Raw genomic sequence first — 19,398 nt, forward strand, 5'->3', positions numbered from 1 at the left:
GTCGACTATCTCTTTTTCTTCCCAAGCTCTTTAAGAGGTTGCTTTTTAGGGATTTTTTCAAACAATATCTTCACATGAAAATTGTTGTCATCGACTTGAAGTACCTCCAACACCTTTGCCTTACGCCCTTTAATGCGAATATCCTCTTCCACAGCAGGCAGTTTGACGAGCAATTGACTTAAAACAGACGTCTTGTTTTCATAATAATGAGTCACAAACATCGCGATTCTCCTTCTAACTTTTGATTGTTACTCAATTTATGAGCTGGAGATAGTAGTTAGAACTTTGAAGGCGGTGATCAAAGAATGAGTGGAACCGCTCGAAAAGATGTTAGTGGTGATCATAAATGGAGGGAAACCGCTCAGAAAGTTGCTGAAAGTGATCATAAAGAGAGGGAACCCGCTCAGAAAGTTGCTGAAAGTGATCATAAAACGAGGAAAACCGCTCACAAAGGAACGCGAGGTGATCATAAAGTGAAGCCCCCCGCTCAAAAAGGAACGCGAGGTGATCATAAATGGAGGGAAACCGCTCAGAAAGGAACGCAAGGTGATCATAAAACGAGATAACCCGCTCAGAAAGGAACGCAAAGTGATCATAAAGAGAGGCACTCCGCTCAGAAAGGAACGCAAAGTGATCATAAACTAAGAGAGCCAGGCACAGAGGAAAACTAGTAATTAGTTTCTTATAGAAGTTTATAACTTAGTGAGGGAAAAAGAGGAGTAGAATACCATACAACGCTTAATAGTCATATTGTAGGTGAATGTAATAGATTTAATAAATGAAAATAAAATTTCGAAAGTAAATTACATTTCCTATTGGTTAATTATGTTAATATCACGTTAGATTAACATGACTAGATAGTAAAGAAAAGGAGGCTAAAAAGTAGGATGGCAAATAATATCATCGAACAAGCAAAACGGGGATTGGAAGGTTTTGCTATTGGGGGTTATCATACTAGCGGAAATTTTAGTAAGTATCGAGAGGAATACTATAAATATTTTGGAGATCCAGATTATGAAACAAGAAAATACGCTATCGCTGCATTTACTTGTATGCTAGGTACCTGGGAAACAGGTTCTCTTCAGGTATTTCAGCCAATACAGGAAAGGGAGGAAAATAAAAAATGGAGCTCGAATCCATTAGACCAGAAGCGATTTTATCGTTTTAAAGATTATCTTTATGCACTGTTAGCACATCATGAGCAGATAGAGAAAGAATTTCCCTTTATGTTTGAAGATATTGTTTTATTTTTAATAAAGATTGAACTGAATCAAGGGATCAGTTATGAGGAATGGTTTCCTGAACATAACCCGAATTTGTTTAAGCGATTAAGGGAGGAAATTTTAATCCCTAAACAACATTTGATAGATAAAAGAAGTCATCGGAAATTCTTATTAAAAGAAATAGGTATTGAGCCTTTTTTTGAATCGGATCAATTTAGGTAGTTAAAGTGATCTAAAGGTGAATGGATTTGCCCAGAAACGAACTCTAGGTGATCCTAAAGTGAGGAACCCCGCTCAGAAAGGGACGCAAAGTGATCCTAAAGCAAGGCCCCCCGCTCAAAAAGGAACGCAAGGTGATCCTAAAGTGAGGACTCCGCTCAGAAAGGAACGCCAGATGATCCTAAAGCAAGGCCCCCGCTCAAAAAGGGACGCAAAGTGATCATAAAACGAGATAACCCGCTCAGAAAGGAACGCAAAGTGATCATAAAGCAATGCACTCCGCTCAGAAAGGGACGCGAGGTGATCCTAAAGCAAGGCCCCCCGCTCAGAAAGGGATGGAAGGTGATCATAAAACGATGCCCCCCGCTCAAAAAGGAACACCAAGTGATCCTAAAGCGATGCACCCCGCTCAAAAAGGAACACCAAATGATCATAAAGCGAGGCCCCCCGCTCTTATTCAAGATGATCAATCAGCAAATCACTGCTAAATAATAGAAAATACCACTCAGAATGGCAGGGAAATCGCGGTTACTTATTCGGAAGGAATTCTCCAGAATGAGGTTTGCCTCCGTTTGTTTTATAAGAAAATCAAAAATATGACATGATTTTACGTGTGGAAATTGCAACTTTCGACATGTTTTTTATTTATTTCTCGGGAAATATCTCATAGCAATTTGTGAAAATGGTAGGGACTTCGTCAGCTAGTTTAGGCAATATATGTGGTGGTTGGTTCGGGTGGATACAAATAAAATGTAATTTCAATCAAACAGATGGGTGGATTACGTTTCAGCTAGGGGGATGTTCGCTATAATAAGAGTAAGGAGGAAATGAAATGTATTTAAAATCATGTAAGGTGTTACAGGATACAATTCCGAATAAGCAGGTGTATCCTTTTAATATTCCAAGTTTGCAGGATTTGCAAGAGCTGGAGTTCCCGACGAATGTGACGTTCTTTGTTGGGGAGAATGGTTCGGGGAAATCAACATTACTGGAGGCGATTGCAGATCGCTGCGATTTCAATACGGCGGGTGGTGGTCGTCAAAATTTATATGAAGTACATAAGGCGGAATCTTCGTTGGGGGAATATATTCGTTTGTCGTGGCTACCGAAAATATCGAATGGTTTTTTTCTTCGATCGGAAACATTTTATCAATTTGCCAGTCATATTGATTTGTTAGATCGCCATCCAAACAAATATGCTGCTTTTGGAGGAAAATCTCTGCACCATCAATCCCATGGTGAATCCTTTCTGGCGTTATTTATGAATCGCTTTAAGGGTAAAGCCATTTATTTATTGGATGAGCCTGAGGCGGCATTGTCTCCAACGAGGCAGCTGAGCTTGCTGAAAATTATCAAGGACCTAGAGCATGAGGCACAATTTATTATTGCCACACACTCACCCATTTTGCTTGGCTATCCGAATGCAACGATTTATAGTTTTGATCAAGGAGAAATTGAATCCATTCGCTATGAGGATACGATTCATTACATCGTTACGAAACGTTTTTTAGATGCGCCACAGACCATATTAAGAGAGTTATTTGATGAGGAGAGGGAATCATGAATCAACGAAAAGGCTTAATCATGCGAGAAATTCGATTAGATGAAATGGCACAGTCCATTGATTTACTGAATTATGTCTTTCAAATGTCAATGTCCATTCACAAGGATCGTCGTTTTGTGAATGCTAAGAGCCGGCAATTTAATGAAGGGCATGCTATCGGGTGGTTTGATGGTTCACAGCTTGTATCGCAAATTTTAAGTTTGCCTTTTGAGGTTAATGTACATGGCAAGATTTATGAAATGGGTGGCATCACAGCAGTTGGGACATACCCTGAGTATTCGGGACATGGCTTAATGGAGAGCTTGATCATTGAAAGCCTGCAAAGTATGCGAAATGAAGGACAGTTTATATCCTATTTATTTCCATATTCTATTCCTTATTACCGCAAAAAGGGATGGGAAATTATGAGTGATATTGTGGAGTTTCAAGTGAAGGATACACAGCTGCCTCATTATGCTGGGCTAAACGGGAAAATTCGTCGTGTTGATCCGAAACATGAGGACGTTGTGGAAATCTACGCACGCTATGCACAAAAAACGCATGGGGTAATGGTGCGCAATAGTATTGCCTGGAACGAGAAATTTCAGGAGGATTTCTGGGAAGAGAAATTCATTGATAGTGATGTCAATCTTCAGGCGGCGGTCTATTATGATGAAGAGGATGTGGCACAGGGCTACATGTTCTATCGCATTATGGAGGAAAATTATTACATTGATGAAATCGTTTATTTGCAGGAAGAGGCTCGTAAAGGTTTATGGAATTTCGTCTCGGCTCACAGCTCGATGGTTTATAATGTCTACGGGAAAACAACGGGCAATGAAGCGGTAGCCTTTCTATTAGAGGACAGTGAGATCATTCAAAAGGTATCGCCTTATTTCATGGCAAGAATTGTCGATGTCAAAGAATTTTTACTGTGCTATCCATTTATCGGCCAGGATTTCGAGCTTCAGCTAGCTGTCAGTGATCGTACTGTGGCGTGGAATAATGGCACCTACATCATCAAAATGAAAGATGGCAACCTTTCAGTGCAAAAGGTGAGTGAGACGTTGAATGCGAATGCTGTGCATTTAACGGTGCAAACATTGGCTACTATGCTGTTAGGCTATAAACGTCCAACCTATTTAGAAAGAATTGAACGATTACAGGGACGTGAAGAGGAAATTGCATTGCTGGAGGCGGTTTTACCAGTAGGTATCCCAACATTTATTGATTATTTTTGAGCGAGGGGGAGAGCCATAACGTTGACGGTTATGGCTGCCACGCCTCTTTTAACAGCTCGATGCCTCGCTTGATTTCTTCCATCGTTAATTTGCTAAAACCTAATTGCAGCATAGGTTCATCTCTTGTTTGATGGATAAAAAACGGGCTTGTCGGATAAACCTTCACGCCGTAAGACGCCGCACGTTGAATGAGCTGCTGCTCTGAAAGTAGAGACTTCATCTTCACTAGTACATACAGTCCTGATTGCTCGCCCAAAACAAAAATTTGCTGACCAAATTGGCGTTGTAGCTCCTGCACAAGGTGCTGCATTTTTTGTTTATATGCCAAACGCATTCGTTTAATATGGCGTGTCCATTCCCCCTGAGCCATAAATTGGGCCATTGTGCGTTGATGGAGGGACGAAGCATTTTGTTCAAATTGAGCAAATCGCTCTTTAAATGGCTGAACCAGTGCATTGGGTAGCACCATATAGCTCAAACGTACACCTGGTAAAAACGATTTGGAGAAGGTGCCAAGATAGATTACTCGTGAAGGGTCGATGGAGGCAAGGGCAGGAAATGGCTGTTGTGCATAGCGAAATTCTCCATCATAATCATCCTCCAGAATATACCCGCCGACTTGTTGAGCCCATTGTATTAAAGTTTGTCTTTGCTGAATGGTCATGGACACACCGTATGGGAAATGATGTGATGGGGTGACATACAACAAGCGAGATTGACAGTGTTGGAGTACATCAAGTTGTGCTCCTGTTTCCATTACGGGCAATGCCTCTATTTCGAAATGGTGTAACTGGAAGGCTTCACGTGCACCGTTATAGCCAGGGTCTTCCAAAAGAATGCTTGGGAAATGGTCTTTTAATAAAAAGCCAAGATACAGTAGCATTTGCTGTGTGCTACTGCCAATGATGATATTTTCGCTCGTTGTACAAACCCCTCTTGCTTGCAATAAATACGGCACAAGCTGCTCCTTTAGCATTGATTCTCCAAACAGTTCTCCGTATTCGTAACAGCTGGATTCCTGTAATACTTGATTGGCGATTTGGCGCCATGCTTTCATAGGAAAATGCTGCTGATCCACAGCCCCTGCGCGAAAATCGACGAGGTATGATGTAGCGTTACTTTTTGACTGTGACATAAGAGGCTGTTCCTGCTCCTGTAGGAAAACCTGCTCCAGTGCATTAACGAAATAGCCTTTTCGACCTTCACCACGTATGTATCCTTCTGCCACAAGCTGTTCGTAGGCAGTTAATGTAGTATTACGACTGACCTGTAAAGTTTCTGCTAGTTTTCGAATGGAGGGCAGGGAATCATCCGTTTGCAGTGTACCTTGCGTAATCAGTACTTTAATTTGCTGGTACACTTGCTTATATTTTGCCTCTTTTTCTGTTAATAGAAAGATAAAATCGTCCATAGGGCACCACCTTGACATGTTAAAATGTTTGAAATTGTTTCTTTTGAAATGTCAGATTACTTACTATCATCATACTAGAAAGACAATAAAAAAGAAATGGAGAGTCATAGCATGAAAATATCTACAGTGACACAGGCAACGATAGGGGAAGTAGTCCCATTATTTGATGCCTATCGTGAATTTTATGGTCAACCGTCTGATTTACAGCAAGCTGAACAGTTTATACGGGAGCGAGTGGAGAGAGCAGAGTCTATTATTTTTCTCGCGTATCTGGAGGAGGAGCCAGTCGGATTTGCACAATTGTTTCCAGTCTTTTCATCCGTAGCTATGAAAAGAGCATTTCTCTTAAATGATTTATTTGTGGCGAAACAAGCCAGAAAACAAGGCGTGGCACAGGCTTTAATGGAGCAATGCTACACCTATTGTCAGCAGGAGGAGGCTCGTTACATGATGCTCGAAACCGCCACCGATAATGTCCAAGCACAGAAACTCTATGAAAAAATGGGCATGACGATTGATGAAAAGGTTTATTATTATAGTATTTATTGGTGAATTTTTTCTATGTGGTGGGTGGGGAGCTACTGATAAAGTGTCTGAGGTGCTTACATTCGAGGGGAATCCGCTCCTAAATGAGGAGAGAGTGATCCATCTGAAGGGGTAACCGCTCATAAATGAGGAGAGAGTGATCCAACTGAAGGGGAGCCCGCTCGTAAATGAGGTGAAAGTGATCCAACTGAGGAGGAGCCCGCTCCTAAATGAGTAGAAAGTGATCCATCTGAAGGAGAGCCCGCTCCTAAATGAGTAGAAAGTGATCCAACTGAGGGAGACGCCGCTCCTAAATAAGGCAAAAGTGCTCAAACAGAAGGAAACCCCGCTCATAAAAGGAACGAAAGCGCTCCAACTGAGTTGAATTCGCTCCACCAAGTGTAGAACTCGATCAATTAACCCTTCAAAAATAAACACTAGCCCCCGCCATTGTCACTATAACTGGTGGGGGCTTTGTGTTTAGGCGTGGCTCATCCATCCTGCAAAGAGGCCCGAGGAGAAAAAGCGGGTAATGTTTTGGAAGCCAGCTTCACTTAAAAGCTGTTGGATTTCTTGATCAGATAGGAAAGAAATATTCATGATGACTTTGCCCATGTTTTCTACCTTTTCTTTTGTGTAGCCAGCATCTAAAAAGTAGCTTTGCCATATTTTGATGCGATCTTGTAGTTCGTCACTTTCTCGTTCTCCGTAGGCACAGGCGAGGACAAAAGGCTTTCCGGGTTTTAATTGCTTGCGAATGTTTTGCAGTAGACGGCGTTTCTCCTGTCGATCTTCAATAAAATGAAGAACGAGGATACAGCTTGCCGCATCGAATTTCGGTGTCGTTTGTGGCAAGTGCTCAATCGTTCCTTGTAGTAGCTGAACACGACTTTCAATACCGAGTTGTACGGCTTTATGTTGAGCGATTTGGAGCATTTCCTCAGCTGGATCAACCCCAGTGAACATCCATTTAGGGTTTGTTGGTCCCCATGCAGAAAGTTCATTGCCCCCGCCAGCTCCTACTACAAGTAAGGATGCTTCTTGTTCCCTTAAATGCATACGGAAATAGGCTTGTGTCACGGCAAATAATGTGTCATAGGCAGGCACTGAAATCCGCGTGCTTTGCTCATAAGTTCGTGCCTTTTCTAATAAATGTGTAGATAATTTCTCCATTGTGATAGCCTCCAGTGTTTTATTGCCTCTATTATAGACCCTTAATGTCTGTAATAGAGTATAAATGAAAATAACTGAAAAGACAAAGAAGAAGGCTGTAGACAGCGTATCTCACTGTAAAACATTAAAAAATTAATAATAAAGATAAATAATTTAACGATTATCATTAAATAACTATTGAAAATAACGGCACTTTCTTCTATGCTTGTAGTAAACAGGAGGGGAAATAGAATGATGAATAGTTTAATCAGTGCCGTTTTGCAAGTGATATTATTTTCAGTGATTCCGTTTATTTGGTGGCTTTGCACAGCGAGAAAAAAACAGCCCTTTTTAACGTGGATAGGCTTGCAAAAGCCCATTATTGTGCATAAGGGAAGGTATGCCATGTTCTTTGTGCTTTCCATTGTTGTGCTTGTAGTACCGAGCTTTGCGCTAATCTTTTTCTATATTGATCGCTCCTTACTAGCGGCGAATCAATTTGCGGGCCTTGGTGCCACGGCGATCATTCCAGCACTTATGTACGCCATTATTCAAACAGGTTTAGCAGAGGAACTATTGTTTCGCGGCTTTTTATTGAAGAGGTTGGCGAAATCTTTTGGTTTTCAAGTAGGTAATCTCGTGCAAAGTATTGTTTTTGGCTGTGTTCATGGGGCCATGCTATGGTCGGTGCTTTCGCTTCACGTGATCTTGTTAGTCGTGCTTACTACAGCGCTTGCTGGCTATTTGATGGGGTGGATGAATGAACGAGTTGCAGGGGTTTCCATTGTCACTAGCTGGTGTATCCATAGTATTGTGAATTTCATAGCGGCGTGCATGTATATGTTTAAATTTTGACTTATTTGCATTTCTTTGCTGTCACTTGCATAATAGGGCAGAGAAGATTTTTTCGTGAAGGGACGTGCAAGCATGACAGAGTGGCCTAAGGGAGTAGCAAAACCAGCAATTCGCGCATTACATGCAGTGGGCTATACAGAATTGAAGCAGCTAGACAAAGTGGAGCTTTCTACATTAGCTCATCTTCATGGAATGGGGCCAAAAGCTTTAGCAGCGATTGAGGCGGCACTGAAGGAAAGTAGGGAACCTCGTGAATAAGCTGACATTATTTTTACTGGCAATGATTGTCTATTATATCCTCGTTGTAGTCGTTATTAGCAAGCTGTTTATTATTCCCATTATGAAAGTGATGGCGCTGATCTTTTTTATAGGGGCAGGTTATATTTTTTCGCGTAAAATGCGTAGAAAATTACAGTAGGAGGTAATATGAAAATTGTTAAATTAACATTCTTTTATTTAGCTATTATTTCATTGGCACTGACGCTGTCCTTAGCGGGTGTTCGTCTATCCATTTCACTCGGGATATTTGCATTGATTGCGATTGCGATGATTTATCGCCATATACATATTTTATATCGCACAAACAATATGGAGCAGGTAGATAAATGGGTGAAAAATCATCGAAAAGAGCCTATATTTGCTGCTCTTTATGCATCAGCTTACGGGACAAAAGAGGAACAGATTCGGGCAATCGATGTCATCATTCATCACTACAAGCAACCAGCCATTAAGTACAATTATCTCTTTATTAAGGCGATTATGGAGGAGAATCTTGGTGCTGCTAAAGTAGCTGCAAGACAAATCGAAAAGGAGCCTTTAACTAGCTATGCACGATGCTATATTGCTGCGCTTGAAGGTCGATCCGCCGATATGAGAAGTGATAAACTAACACAGCCGTGGATGCAACCTGCAATCGAAGCGGTCCATGCCTGTACAATAAAGGATCAAGCAAAGTTCCGCCAATTCGCAGATGCCAGCATCCAACAAGCACGTGGCATACAGAAGTACGGTTTAATACATAATTTTAAGCAAATGGAAGATGAATTGGTAAAGGTATAATCGAAGGGCTACTTGATAACAGTATCAGGTAGCCTGATTTTGTGTCACAAACCATAAATTATAAATTAATTCGATGAGGTGAAAATGTTTGTCTAAAATGGATCATATGATGCAGATTTTATGGATGTTGAATTCAGGTAGGAAAATTACTGCGAAAGAAATTGCTGAAAAATTAGAGATTAATATCAGATCCGTTTACCGCTATATTAACTCCCTTTCTGTCAGTGGTGTCCCAATTATAGCTGAAACCGGTCATCATGGAGGATATACCCTGTTGAATAATTTTATTAAAAGCCCTCTTATTTTTGATGTTGACGAGAAAGCGGCATTACTTCATGCTTCTATTTTTGCAAAAGAAGCTGGTTATTTTTTAGATGAGGCATTAAACAGTGCAACAGCAAAGCTTACAATGTATTCAAATCAAGAGCAAGAAAAAATGATTCAACAGCATTTACAAGGTTTCGAGATAATCGGACCTGTTGAATCCTCATTGGAGCCACTATTAAAAAAATTAGAAGAGAGTATAGTAAAGGAAACATCTATAGAAATGGAATACCATACTAATAATGAAGAGCAAGCTAAGTCTAGGGTGATTAATCCATATGGTTTGGTTTATTGGAATCAAAACTGGTATGTCGTTGCATTTTGTCATGTAAGAAATGAAATCCGTACTTTTAAAGTAGGCCGAATTAGCAGTCTGCATCAAACAGTCATTCCCTTCCAACGACCACAATCTTTCTCTGCCAGTGATTTTTTTATGAAAAGCCTTTTTCCCCAAGCCGAAGATAAACAGAACCTTGTGCCCTTCATCATTTGTGGAAAGACAAGTGCTGTGGAGGCGATCAGTCAGCATTGGTTTTTAAAGTATCACCTCAAAGAACGCACCAATAAGAACGCAATATTTTTATTAGATGAGGAGGTATTACATACATATGTACCTTATTTACTTTTTCCCTATGGAAAAGCAATCCAAGTAGTAGAACCCATAAGTCTAAAGCAAAAAATAATTGATGTTCTATATGAGCTCATACATTTTCATGCTGTTGAAAAAAGATGATGTCAACGGCAGAAAAAGCAACTTTGCAAGGTGAGAGGTTGATTTCCGTTCCGCCAGCGTCCTTTCCAGGGGGGCGTCCGATGAGCCGCTTCACTCACTTCCGTTCGCTTCAGGGTCTCATCTGTGACGCTGGCTCCGCTCCAATCAACCATTCTGCAAAGTGTCTTTACTTTTTTTCATAGTAGCATAGCGATCAAATCGCCCATTAACTGTATTCTTAGAGGGGATAAGCTCTTATTTTCAATGTGGAGAAGTGAAGCGTGACAAAACCTCTTCATAAAGAGTAGTGAACACCTTCCCTTTATTTGAACACCTTTGTTCAAAAGTTAGTGGGTTGGAGTGGAAGGCTACTTGACTCCCGTGGGATAGCGAGACAGGCGAAGCCCTGCACGGAGCGGTAGCGGAGGAAGCGATTCGGCGCTCGCCCACAGGAAAGCAAGTAGCCTGCAACGGAAATCCATTTCTACCTTTCAATTGACTGTTTTGTTTTTCAACACTAAGAAAACTTTACTGACGGAGAATGTCAGTAAAGTTTTTTTATACTAAGGATAGTTTCATTTAAAGGAGTGTTTATTATGCAGACAAGAAAAGTATATCTTTATGTATTTGATACGATGGCAGATTGGGAGATAGGGTATTTAATGGCCGAATTAAATACAGGTAGATATTTTAAAAAGGGGTTAGAGCCTTTAGAGGTGATGACTGTAGGGATTGATAGAAATCCTGTTACGACGATGGGTGGCATCACCATACTTCCGACGATGGCCGTTGCTGAATGTCACTTGAATAGCATGGATGTCTTGATTCTTCCTGGAGGCAACACATGGCTAGAGTCTATTCATGAGCCTGTATTGAATAAAGTCTCAAAAGCGTTGAACGAAGAAGTTTTCGTAGCTGCAATTTGTGGTGCAACGTTTGGTCTCGCAAAGGTTGGTTTGCTTGATACAAGACAACATACGAGCAACGATCTCGAATACTTGAAGATGCTTTGTCCACATTATATTGGGGATGAACATTTTAAACAGAAGCCAGCCGTAACTGAAAGGAATTTAGTAACGGCATCAGGCATTGCACCGTTGGGATTTGCCTACCATGTTTTGAGGCTACTCGATGTTTTTACACCAGAAACATTACATGCTTGGTTTAAGCTTTATGAAACGCAGGAGAAAAAATATTTTTATGAATTAATGTCATCCATTGAATAATAATTACTCTAAGAAGAGCATGTTCATTGTTAATACATGCTCTCTTTTTTTACATTAACTTTTTTTAGCCAACAAAATGCCTCGCACAATCCCCATCATGAAGATGCCACATAACAATAACAGAAATAGGTAAGCATGCCATTGCTGTAAAATACGTTCTCGTCCTAGGGCCACCGTGAGATCATTGAATAGGGAGTAGGTAAAATACAATAGAATACTATTTTTGATGAGACAAAAGGTAAGGATGCCATTTTGTCGTTGTCTATGGGACAGCGGGGCTTTATTTTTGCGCATCACAGGATAAGCGGCTTTTATCTCTAAATAGTGTAAAAGTAAAAAGAGCATGAGTGCGACAAAGGGTAAATAAAAAATAGCGATTTTTGGTCCGAACTGGGCTTGGTCACTTGTGAAGCTTTGTAAGACAGGAATCGTGGCAGGGAGCTTGCCATATTGAATGAGTGTTGCTGTAATACCAGCTAGAAAAATAGTAGACACGATAACAGTTAGCTGGTGACAAAAGCGTGGTGTGGGTGTTTTTTGTTGTATATGCATCCTTGCTCCTCATTTCCATCATCATTGATAATAACAATCTGTTATACTGTATCATAGAATGATTGCTTTTTGTGTTAGAGAAAGAAGGATATTATGGAATACTTGTTGTTTTTACTAATTGGCATCATAGGGAATGTCATTGGCACGTTAGTTGGGGGCGGTGGTTTAATTACCTTGCCAACGATGATGCTTATGGGTGTACCCGTCCATTCGGCTATTGGCGCGAATAAAGTGTCCAATATGGTAAGTGCTTTTTCAAGCTTTTATACGATTTATCAACGTAAGGAATTAGCCTGGACCGAAATGCGTTCGGTGTTACTTGTCTCTTTGATTGGTGGTACATTGGGGGGACTTTTCGCTTCATTCATGAGCAGTCAAACATTGACGTTCATTGCGATTATTTTACTTGGCTTTGCGCTTGTCATGTCCTTTATGGGTGGGGCTGATTTTGGCGACAAGGAACGCTTTACAATGAATCGAAAAAACGGTCCTATCCTTCTTGGGGTAGGCTTTTATGACGGCATGTTTGGCCCTGGCAGTAGTACATTGGCGCTTTATACATATGCACATGAGAAGATTTCCTATATTAAAGCAGTAGGGCTATCACGGGTAGGGGTATTTGCAATGTGCTCAGGAGCAGCGATTACCTATATTGCTACAGGGAAAATCGAATGGCCATTAACGCTTATTTTAATGATTGGCTCGACGATTGGCGCACAAATTGGGCTCGTGCTCGCGAGAAAAGTGAAAGCAAATCAGGTAAAGCTTTTACTGCGTATTGTAACGATTGTGCTGATCATACAGCTTGTTTATGATTTCATCCATCAGCTTTAGGAGGTGATTGTCCTGTTTGAAATTTCACCCTATCCAACCTTTTCGTGGTCGCTCTCGCGTCATAAAACATTGACAAGCTGCGCCCGCAAATATGGCTTTGAATATTACTTTTCACATAACGGGTGGCTCAGCTACAATGTGGAGCCCTATCATCAACAGGTGTATCGCTTAAAAAAGCTGCAATCGATGCCTATTTTATTTGGGCAAATTGTCCATCGATACATTGAGCAGGCCATTAATGATTATCTACAAACAGGTAAAGCTCCTACTGTAGAGGAGTTGATTCAATTGGCACGCGGGCAGCTTAATGCAGCCTTTATCGACTCCACTCGTCGTCTTGAATTTTGGAGACAAAAACCGAATAAATACTATATGATGCAGGAAATTTATTATCAAGGCACACTTTCTCCTGAGCTTGTGCAAGACTATAAAGAACGTTTACGACTTGTTTTTAACCATTTTTTGATGAGCGAAACATTCCAGCAAATCACCTCACAAAATGGCTCTCTCCGTATAGGGGAACCAGAGCAATTCCGCTCCATGAAAGTGGATGACGTCCAGGTATTCGTTGTTATGGACTTTCATTATTATGATGAAGTTGCGGATAAATGGATTATTGTAGACTGGAAAACGGGCGGAGAGTCTGATGATGACCGTCAGCAATTAGCGCTCTACGCTTACTATGTTCAGCAGAAATACCGTGTGTCTCTGGCGCAAATCGAGGTCTATAATGAATATTTATTAACAGGAAAACGCAAGAAATATAGTTTTACTGACTTCGATATGGAGAATATTTTGTATACATTTCAGCGCAGTGTCTTAGAAATGAAAAAGTATCAGGCAGATATTTTCTCCAACGAGCCAGTAGACATCGAGGACTTTGAACAAACACAGGAAAAATGGCATTGTCGTGGCTGTAATTTTAGGGAGTTATGCGTGCCAATGTGAGTGAGAAAAAGAAGCGATTGCTAAAATAGCCACTCGCTTCTTTTTAAGTGATTTTAGTTAAATGAGCTTTGTGCTTTTGTAATAAAGTAAAGAAAAATTAATTGCACAAGCACAACTATTAGAAACATGAGGCCCAAAATAACGAATGAAACCATTTTAATTTCAGGTGTTTGCGCAATCCCTGCACCATCAACATTTATTGCCCCAATAAATACGGCGATGCCAGAAAAAATCAATAACCATACAATATTTACAGCCCACCAAATTATTTTCATACCCAACATAAACATCCTCTTTCTTCTTGTAATTCCCTCTTATTGCTTTATTATATCAATTTACCTTAATTTTGGAAATTTTCCACATCCTTCAGACGGATTGACGATAAGATAGATGTTTTTCACAGGCTTCATGTCTTATTTAGGGGATATATGGTAAATTTGGTATGTGCATATTTTTGTATGTCACCTAGCCATTTTCTAGAAAGGAGGCAGCGTATGATTAACAATAAAAAGGCGTTTATCGGGTCAATCGTTATTTTGGGTATATGTATGTGTCTATTTTTTCCGTATCCCTACAATGAAGCGATGATTGCACATACTACATTCATGTCAATTCCCATCGAAACACACGATGGATACGTGTTACTCGGTATCTTTGGCTCGATTTTATTTATAATCGCCATGATTATACTACTTAGGAGCATAAACAAATATCATTTTCGAACATTTGTCATCGTAGTATTATTCTATTCATTTTTACCCCATTTGCTCATTGTGGCATATCAAGAAACCTTTGCTAGTGGCATTATGGCCATTTCATACAAAGGGGATGGAGAATGCCGTTTTGATATGGTGGGAAAAGACTTAATGACTGGGGAATGCACCCTTGTCTTACATAATCGAAGCAATGAAGCAGTGTCCTTTGATTTACAATTTATCGATACGAGTTTTTTTAAAGATGATGAGCGTATGAATTCGCTTATGAATATTGCAGGGCCATATCATGTGACAATCGAGGCCAATCGTGAAAAATCTATTCATCTAAAGGAATTACTCGATGTTACAAATGTTCCTAATCATATATATAGTGGGGGCTCCTCCAAGGTGCATGTTCAATTAAGGGACGGAGACAATGAAAGAACCTTATAGATAGGCGATGAGGGGAAAACATTTTGCGTCTCCTACATCGTTTCAACGTTGGATTTGCTTTTATGGGAGACTTGTATTAAATTATAATAAGCTATGAATTGATTTTGAGAGAGGAGGCAAAAAGTCATGGAAACGATTTTCAGAAGAACGGCGATTGAGGTAAAGACATTTTTACAATTAGATGATTTATGCTCAAAGGGACCAGTCTGTGGTTTTTTAAGAAAACAGCATATTGAGATTAGTAACCGGAAGCTTTTTGCCTTTGTCAGTCATGTGTGAAAAATGACTTTTAACGATACAAAGTAATTTCTAGACGCCGGTTTTATGGCGTCTTTTTTTGTTGTGATTCAACTGAGAGAGGGTGAGCTAATTGCTAAAAAAACTAAGACAATTAAGGAATGTTGCAGTGTTCCTAGCGCTTCTAATTTAGAAAAAACAATTAGAAGCGAGGAATTATACGATGAAAAAACAACCAATTTTTACTTCATCATTTCTTTTTCTATTTATAAGTAATTTTTTTATTTTTATAGGATTTGAAATGCTGCTGCCTATTTTACCAGCCTATTTATTAAGCATAAACGCCAATCCGATGCAAGTAGGCTTGGTGACGACGGTATTTACACTAGGCGCCATTACGATAAGACCTTTTATAGGATACTATTTTATTGATCATAAGCGAAAAAAACTAGCCATTGTTGCAAGTATCATGTTACTAATCATTACAATGCTGTATCCATTGCTTAACACGATTTGGATTTTCCTGTTGCTGCGACTTTTCCATGGAACGGCGTGGGGGGTATCGACGACAGCCAATAGTACAATGGCTGTAGATAGCATTCCTAAAGCTCGATTAGGAGAGGGAATGGGCTATTTCTCGGTGTCGACAACAGTCGGAGCGATTGTTGCACCAAGTCTCGGGATCCTTATTTATAGTTCCTTTTCTTTTCATACTTTGATTTGGTCATCAGCCTTACTCAGTTTATTTGCGATCCTAATGCTTTCATTTGTGCATTCTACTGCACCTACTCAAAATGACAAGCAGCCATTTCGATTTATGGAAGCGTTATTTGAAAAAGAAGTAAGGTTTCAGGCATTATTGACAGTCGTGACGGCGCTTGGTTTTGGCGCCATCATTACATTTTTAGTTCTTTTTGGTGAACAAAAGGGATTAGCACATATTTTTCTATTCTTTCTGATCAACGCAATTGTTTCCACTTTAATACGTCCATTTACAGGGAAATGGTTTGATAAGCATGGACCATGGTCGATCATCATTGTGTCAGCCATCTTCGGTTTCCTATCATTAATCGTGTTGTCCTATATGACAAATAGTCTCACACTGATTATCGCAGCGATTTTATTCGGTGCAGGCTATGGCACCGTTATGCCGTGCTTACAAACATGGGCTGTTCAAAAAGTAAGTGAAGCCAAAAGTGGTGCAGCCAATGCCACTTTCCTTTCCAGTTTTGATGTTGGAGTTGGTTTGAGCGCATTCATCTTGGGGATGTTAGCTGAATGGATAAGTATAGAAATGATTTTCCGACTTGTTAGCCTAAGCTTTCTTCTTGTCGCCCTGTTAGTCTACCGAGATTATATTGTTAATAAGAAAACGAACCATTAATTCAGTAAGAAGGACCAGTCTCCGTTAATTGCCCCTTTAAATAGACAATGTAAAGAAGGACCTTAATTTTACACGTCTTATTTAAAGGGGATTTTTATATGAACAACATCATTAGACTTCTTCACTCAGTACAACCAAAAAAATACCATCAATAGCACTTAGATAGGGTTGGAAGCCACTTGCGTGATAACAAATAGTTGGAAAATTCAATCCAAATTATTTAGGTTTGAGGTATGATAGGGAGTAGGCAAGCTTTGGAGGATTTTAAATGGGAAATGAACAATTATTAAAGCATGTTAGAACCTTATTGGAGATGTATGAAGAAGGAGACCTTGGTGGGGAAGTAATGCCTGAAGATGTGTTAAAGGGTGTTGTAGAAGATGCAGATTTACTTCATGTGCTAACGCTAGCAATGGCTTTGAATTATCAACGAAATTCTTATGCGTTGTGGGAATCTGTTGTCAAGGCTTATCAAGATGAAAAAACAGCATGGATTTTTCATCCTGAAATCGTCTCAAATTGTGATATTCATGATTTACGCGAGGCATTATTGCTTCATCGTGTTGCTTTACAACCTAATCGACATCCTGAGATTTGGCAACGAGTAGCGAAAGGTATTGTAAATTCCTCTGCAAATGGAGATGTACAGGGGCTGATAGCATCTACTCACTTTGATATTGCTATCTTAAAAGAGCTGATGCAACATACTCGCAAAGCGGAATTCCCCTATTTATCTGGACCTAAAATTTTCAATTACTGGCTATATGTTTTGGAGAGCTACGCATCTATTAAGTGGCGTTCTCGGGAGCTTATAACAATCGCTCCAGATACACATATAATGAAAGCAACTGTTAAATTGGGGTTATGTATGGAAGAGGTGTTAGATGGGGGAGCGAATGATCGTAAAGTTGTAGCGAATGCCTGGGAGCAAGCGCTCAAAGGAACTGGAATAGCCCCAATCGATATCCATACGCCATTATGGTTGTGGTCTCGAGCTGGATTCCCTTCGCTCCAAGAGAAAAAGCAAAGGGTGTAGCCGTGCAGCTTTTAAAACCTAAAGAGCATGTTTTGAAAACATATAATCAAAACATGCTCTTACTTATTGTGGCCGTATTTAGTAAAGATTAAAAACTATTTCTCCCAAAGCTCGATCAGTCGACCTTCTGGATCTTTAATCCAAATAAACTTTCCGAATTCGCTACTCTCTAGAGGCTTTGCAAGGGGAACAGCAAGATGTTCAAGATGCTTTATCATCTCGTTTAAATCATGTACTTGGAAATTCAACATTACTTGTTGTTCTATGGGAAAATAACTGTCCTGTTCAGTGAAGAAAGAAAAGATCGTTTCATTGCCTTCTTGGGGTTTCATGATTGTCCCATTCCAATCGTCTATTTCCAACATCAAGACTTCGCTGTACCATTTTTTTATAGCATCTAGATTCTTTGTTCGCCAAAAAATGCCGCCAAAACCTTTTATCATCGTCTCGAACTCCTGTCTATTTAAAGTTTCCTTATCTTTACCAATATAGCATGACAAGTTGGGCATAAGAAAGAGACCATGCCAATTTGAATGGTCTCTACCTATTATTCGGTAACCGTCTCTGCAAACGTTTTACGGCCAGGGCTTACTTTATTAATATGAATATCGATTTTACTAATGGAGTCTTTGCTTAATGGAATTTTGCCATCCTTCTCTAATTTTTTCCATGTCTTTACATTACCACGATAAAGATATTCGGATAGGCGAAAGACATCTGCATCCAGCTTTAGCCCTTCCTCAAAGGTAGTCATGATTTCTTCTCTGACTGCTTTTTCTACTTTTTTTCTTACCTGATTGGGTGTGAGCTTCCCTTTAAATCCATTTAAAATCGTATCGAATTTTAAATAGACCTCAAATGTTACATCATTCCCTTTGACAATTGGTTTGACCTTGACATCTAGCTTTTTAATATCAACGGTTAAGTAATCACTTTTTTCATTATTTTCTAATTCAACGGTGATTTCACCTTGCTTTGTTTCATCATTCATCCACTCGATTCCACGAGCCGTTTTGCCTTTAATATAGCCTTTAAAACTATCCTTTGACAGAATACCAACACCAGCAAAAACGGTTTCTGTTTTAGATCCATCTGTTGTTTCCCAGTTTTCGTTGACGGTTACGTAAGGAATTTTCATTTCATGATTTGGCTCATTTAAGCCAATGACTAGCTGTCTTAAATTGACAGGCTCTACAAATGACTCCTGCTTAGCTGTATTTTTAGGATTACTTAATTTGGCGGCAGTTGGTGATTTTTCTAACAATGGAGAAACTAATAAAACATCCTTAATAGGATCTTGGGTACAGTAAACCCAAATATGATATCTGGTCTCGCGAAAGCGTAAAAAAGTATCAATAACCGCAATAGCACGCTCATCTTTCATAGCACTCTCGGAGAAGAGAAGAAAGGTCATATGTCCCCAAAATACTTCTTGGTCCATTGAACGATACAATTTGTAAATGGCTTCTTCTATTGTTTTTCCCTTCGCTTGGCCAATTTCGGTAGGTGCCGCTTCTGGATTAGCGGATTCCGTTTTCGCTACATTAGCAAAGTTGATAATTTGTAAGTATGCTGTATATTCATTATCCTTATAGTCAACCCCTACACCTTGTACGTAATACATTCGTTGTGGCTCTGTGACATCCCAACAGCCTGACATCAGTAGTGTAGTCGTAAGCATGACAATAATAATCGCAATCTTTTTTTGGCTCATATGTCTCCCTACTTTTTAAAGTTCGTGTATATTAGTTTGTACAAGAACGCAAGGT

Annotated in this window: 23 protein-coding genes; 16 read left to right on the forward strand and 7 right to left on the reverse strand. The window is 39.8% G+C overall.

Going from position 1 to position 19,398, the window contains the following annotated elements; genetic code table 11:
* Positions 1-5: 5 nt before the first annotated feature.
* Positions 6-221 (reverse strand): hypothetical protein, encoded by a 216-nt coding sequence (locus MHB65_RS09885; protein ID WP_205442891.1) that lies wholly within the window; start codon positions 219-221, stop codon positions 6-8.
* Between the two features lie 666 nt (positions 222-887).
* Here MHB65_RS09885 and MHB65_RS09890 point away from each other — a divergent pair.
* From MHB65_RS09890 to MHB65_RS09900, 3 genes are all read left to right on the forward strand, one after another.
* The gene (locus MHB65_RS09890; RefSeq protein ID WP_342443309.1) at positions 888-1,445 is read left to right on the forward strand and encodes a hypothetical protein; all 558 of its coding nucleotides are present in this window, start codon (positions 888-890) and stop codon (positions 1,443-1,445) included.
* 829 nt (positions 1,446-2,274) lie between these two features.
* Positions 2,275-3,006: an AAA family ATPase gene (locus MHB65_RS09895; RefSeq protein ID WP_342443310.1), complete on the forward strand. Its 732-nt coding sequence runs from the start codon at positions 2,275-2,277 to the stop codon at positions 3,004-3,006.
* Positions 3,003-4,226, forward strand: a complete 1,224-nt coding sequence (locus MHB65_RS09900) for a GNAT family N-acetyltransferase (protein ID WP_342443311.1) — start codon at positions 3,003-3,005, stop codon at positions 4,224-4,226. Before MHB65_RS09895 ends, MHB65_RS09900 begins: the two co-directional genes overlap by 4 nt.
* Before the next feature lie 28 nt (positions 4,227-4,254).
* Here the strand turns inward: MHB65_RS09900 and MHB65_RS09905 are convergent, their stop codons facing one another.
* Positions 4,255-5,637: a PLP-dependent aminotransferase family protein gene (locus MHB65_RS09905; protein ID WP_342443312.1), complete on the reverse strand. Its 1,383-nt coding sequence runs from the start codon at positions 5,635-5,637 to the stop codon at positions 4,255-4,257.
* A gap of 111 nt (positions 5,638-5,748) precedes the next feature.
* Between MHB65_RS09905 and MHB65_RS09910 the strand changes: the two genes are divergently transcribed.
* The gene (locus MHB65_RS09910; protein ID WP_342443313.1) at positions 5,749-6,189 is read left to right on the forward strand and encodes a GNAT family N-acetyltransferase; all 441 of its coding nucleotides are present in this window, start codon (positions 5,749-5,751) and stop codon (positions 6,187-6,189) included.
* Positions 6,190-6,642: 453 nt separating this feature from the next.
* On the opposite strand, the gene MHB65_RS09915 is transcribed toward MHB65_RS09910, so the two are convergent.
* Positions 6,643-7,335: a methyltransferase gene (locus tag MHB65_RS09915; protein ID WP_342443314.1), complete on the reverse strand. Its 693-nt coding sequence runs from the start codon at positions 7,333-7,335 to the stop codon at positions 6,643-6,645.
* A 231-nt stretch (positions 7,336-7,566) separates the two neighbouring features.
* On the opposite strand from MHB65_RS09915, the gene MHB65_RS09920 reads away from it, so the two are divergent.
* The 6 genes from MHB65_RS09920 to MHB65_RS09945 all read left to right on the forward strand — a co-directional run bounded on the left by MHB65_RS09920 (position 7,567) and on the right by MHB65_RS09945 (position 11,490).
* Positions 7,567-8,169, forward strand: a complete 603-nt coding sequence (locus MHB65_RS09920) for a CPBP family intramembrane glutamic endopeptidase (RefSeq protein ID WP_342443315.1) — start codon at positions 7,567-7,569, stop codon at positions 8,167-8,169.
* 72 nt (positions 8,170-8,241) lie between these two features.
* Positions 8,242-8,427 (forward strand): hypothetical protein, encoded by a 186-nt coding sequence (locus MHB65_RS09925; RefSeq protein ID WP_342443316.1) that lies wholly within the window; start codon positions 8,242-8,244, stop codon positions 8,425-8,427.
* Complete coding sequence (locus MHB65_RS09930) at positions 8,420-8,587, forward strand: hypothetical protein (RefSeq protein WP_342443317.1); 168 nt, start codon at positions 8,420-8,422, stop codon at positions 8,585-8,587. The genes MHB65_RS09925 and MHB65_RS09930 overlap by 8 nt, the downstream gene beginning before the upstream one ends.
* Positions 8,588-8,595: 8 nt before the next feature.
* Positions 8,596-9,228 carry a hypothetical protein gene (locus MHB65_RS09935; RefSeq protein ID WP_342443318.1) on the forward strand — a complete coding sequence of 211 codons (633 nt, stop codon included), beginning with the start codon at positions 8,596-8,598 and terminating at the stop codon, positions 9,226-9,228.
* 88 nt (positions 9,229-9,316) lie between these two features.
* Positions 9,317-10,285, forward strand: a complete 969-nt coding sequence (locus tag MHB65_RS09940) for a YafY family protein (protein ID WP_342443319.1) — start codon at positions 9,317-9,319, stop codon at positions 10,283-10,285.
* Positions 10,286-10,860: 575 nt separating this feature from the next.
* Positions 10,861-11,490 carry a type 1 glutamine amidotransferase family protein gene (locus tag MHB65_RS09945; protein ID WP_342443320.1) on the forward strand — a complete coding sequence of 210 codons (630 nt, stop codon included), beginning with the start codon at positions 10,861-10,863 and terminating at the stop codon, positions 11,488-11,490.
* Positions 11,491-11,544: 54 nt separating this feature from the next.
* Here the strand turns inward: MHB65_RS09945 and MHB65_RS09950 are convergent, their stop codons facing one another.
* The gene (locus MHB65_RS09950; protein ID WP_342443321.1) at positions 11,545-12,042 is read right to left on the reverse strand and encodes a DUF1648 domain-containing protein; all 498 of its coding nucleotides are present in this window, start codon (positions 12,040-12,042) and stop codon (positions 11,545-11,547) included.
* 93 nt (positions 12,043-12,135) lie between these two features.
* Between MHB65_RS09950 and MHB65_RS09955 the strand changes: the two genes are divergently transcribed.
* Both MHB65_RS09955 and MHB65_RS09960 read left to right on the forward strand, forming a co-directional pair.
* Entirely contained in the window at positions 12,136-12,876 is a 741-nt protein-coding gene (locus MHB65_RS09955) for a sulfite exporter TauE/SafE family protein (RefSeq protein WP_205442910.1), read from the forward strand.
* 12 nt (positions 12,877-12,888) lie between these two features.
* Positions 12,889-13,824, forward strand: coding sequence for a PD-(D/E)XK nuclease family protein (locus tag MHB65_RS09960; RefSeq protein WP_342443719.1), 936 nt, complete (start codon positions 12,889-12,891; stop codon positions 13,822-13,824).
* Between the two features lie 53 nt (positions 13,825-13,877).
* Here MHB65_RS09960 and MHB65_RS09965 read toward each other — a convergent pair whose 3' ends face one another.
* Complete coding sequence (locus tag MHB65_RS09965) at positions 13,878-14,108, reverse strand: DUF3923 family protein (RefSeq protein ID WP_342443322.1); 231 nt, start codon at positions 14,106-14,108, stop codon at positions 13,878-13,880.
* A gap of 210 nt (positions 14,109-14,318) precedes the next feature.
* On the opposite strand from MHB65_RS09965, the gene MHB65_RS09970 reads away from it, so the two are divergent.
* The 4 genes from MHB65_RS09970 to MHB65_RS09985 all read left to right on the forward strand — a co-directional run bounded on the left by MHB65_RS09970 (position 14,319) and on the right by MHB65_RS09985 (position 17,629).
* Positions 14,319-14,972, forward strand: a complete 654-nt coding sequence (locus tag MHB65_RS09970) for a hypothetical protein (protein ID WP_342443323.1) — start codon at positions 14,319-14,321, stop codon at positions 14,970-14,972.
* A 126-nt stretch (positions 14,973-15,098) separates the two neighbouring features.
* Positions 15,099-15,251 carry a hypothetical protein gene (locus MHB65_RS09975; RefSeq protein ID WP_205442913.1) on the forward strand — a complete coding sequence of 51 codons (153 nt, stop codon included), beginning with the start codon at positions 15,099-15,101 and terminating at the stop codon, positions 15,249-15,251.
* 181 nt (positions 15,252-15,432) lie between these two features.
* On the forward strand, positions 15,433-16,593 hold the full coding sequence (locus MHB65_RS09980) for an MFS transporter (RefSeq protein WP_342443324.1): 1,161 nt from the start codon (positions 15,433-15,435) through the stop codon (positions 16,591-16,593).
* Positions 16,594-16,861: 268 nt separating this feature from the next.
* Entirely contained in the window at positions 16,862-17,629 is a 768-nt protein-coding gene (locus MHB65_RS09985) for a hypothetical protein (protein WP_342443325.1), read from the forward strand.
* 95 nt (positions 17,630-17,724) lie between these two features.
* On the opposite strand, the gene MHB65_RS09990 is transcribed toward MHB65_RS09985, so the two are convergent.
* Together MHB65_RS09990 and MHB65_RS09995 are read right to left on the reverse strand one after the other, a co-directional pair.
* Positions 17,725-18,072: a VOC family protein gene (locus MHB65_RS09990; RefSeq protein ID WP_205442917.1), complete on the reverse strand. Its 348-nt coding sequence runs from the start codon at positions 18,070-18,072 to the stop codon at positions 17,725-17,727.
* Between the two features lie 104 nt (positions 18,073-18,176).
* Positions 18,177-19,343, reverse strand: coding sequence for a Ger(x)C family spore germination protein (locus tag MHB65_RS09995; protein ID WP_205442922.1), 1,167 nt, complete (start codon positions 19,341-19,343; stop codon positions 18,177-18,179).
* Positions 19,344-19,398: the final 55 nt, after the last annotated feature.

Origin of the sequence: Lysinibacillus sp. FSL K6-0075, from assembly GCF_038592945.1 — a bacterium.
In the GTDB taxonomy this organism is placed as follows: Bacteria; Bacillota; Bacilli; order Bacillales_A; family Planococcaceae; genus Lysinibacillus; species Lysinibacillus fusiformis_F.

Bases quoted from the DNA above. Each gene is read 5' to 3' on its own strand.
- MHB65_RS09925 (WP_342443316.1), top strand. From the start codon at position 8,242: ATGACAGAGTGGCCTAAGGGAGTAGCAAAACCAGCAATTCGCGCATTA.
- MHB65_RS09935 (WP_342443318.1), top strand. From the start codon at position 8,596: ATGAAAATTGTTAAATTAACATTCTTTTATTTAGCTATTATTTCATTG.
- MHB65_RS09890 (WP_342443309.1), top strand. From the start codon at position 888: ATGGCAAATAATATCATCGAACAAGCAAAACGGGGATTGGAAGGTTTT.
- MHB65_RS09945 (WP_342443320.1), top strand. From the start codon at position 10,861: ATGCAGACAAGAAAAGTATATCTTTATGTATTTGATACGATGGCAGAT.
- MHB65_RS09950 (WP_342443321.1), bottom strand. From the start codon at position 12,042: ATGCATATACAACAAAAAACACCCACACCACGCTTTTGTCACCAGCTA.
- MHB65_RS09885 (WP_205442891.1), bottom strand. From the start codon at position 221: ATGTTTGTGACTCATTATTATGAAAACAAGACGTCTGTTTTAAGTCAA.
- MHB65_RS09970 (WP_342443323.1), top strand. From the start codon at position 14,319: ATGATTAACAATAAAAAGGCGTTTATCGGGTCAATCGTTATTTTGGGT.
- MHB65_RS09995 (WP_205442922.1), bottom strand. From the start codon at position 19,343: ATGAGCCAAAAAAAGATTGCGATTATTATTGTCATGCTTACGACTACA.
- MHB65_RS09895 (WP_342443310.1), top strand. From the start codon at position 2,275: ATGTATTTAAAATCATGTAAGGTGTTACAGGATACAATTCCGAATAAG.
- MHB65_RS09990 (WP_205442917.1), bottom strand. From the start codon at position 18,072: ATGATAAAAGGTTTTGGCGGCATTTTTTGGCGAACAAAGAATCTAGAT.
- MHB65_RS09980 (WP_342443324.1), top strand. From the start codon at position 15,433: ATGAAAAAACAACCAATTTTTACTTCATCATTTCTTTTTCTATTTATA.
- MHB65_RS09985 (WP_342443325.1), top strand. From the start codon at position 16,862: ATGGGAAATGAACAATTATTAAAGCATGTTAGAACCTTATTGGAGATG.
- MHB65_RS09910 (WP_342443313.1), top strand. From the start codon at position 5,749: ATGAAAATATCTACAGTGACACAGGCAACGATAGGGGAAGTAGTCCCA.
- MHB65_RS09905 (WP_342443312.1), bottom strand. From the start codon at position 5,637: ATGGACGATTTTATCTTTCTATTAACAGAAAAAGAGGCAAAATATAAG.
- MHB65_RS09900 (WP_342443311.1), top strand. From the start codon at position 3,003: ATGAATCAACGAAAAGGCTTAATCATGCGAGAAATTCGATTAGATGAA.
- MHB65_RS09975 (WP_205442913.1), top strand. From the start codon at position 15,099: ATGGAAACGATTTTCAGAAGAACGGCGATTGAGGTAAAGACATTTTTA.
- MHB65_RS09955 (WP_205442910.1), top strand. From the start codon at position 12,136: ATGGAATACTTGTTGTTTTTACTAATTGGCATCATAGGGAATGTCATT.
- MHB65_RS09965 (WP_342443322.1), bottom strand. From the start codon at position 14,108: ATGTTGGGTATGAAAATAATTTGGTGGGCTGTAAATATTGTATGGTTA.
- MHB65_RS09915 (WP_342443314.1), bottom strand. From the start codon at position 7,335: ATGGAGAAATTATCTACACATTTATTAGAAAAGGCACGAACTTATGAG.
- MHB65_RS09920 (WP_342443315.1), top strand. From the start codon at position 7,567: ATGATGAATAGTTTAATCAGTGCCGTTTTGCAAGTGATATTATTTTCA.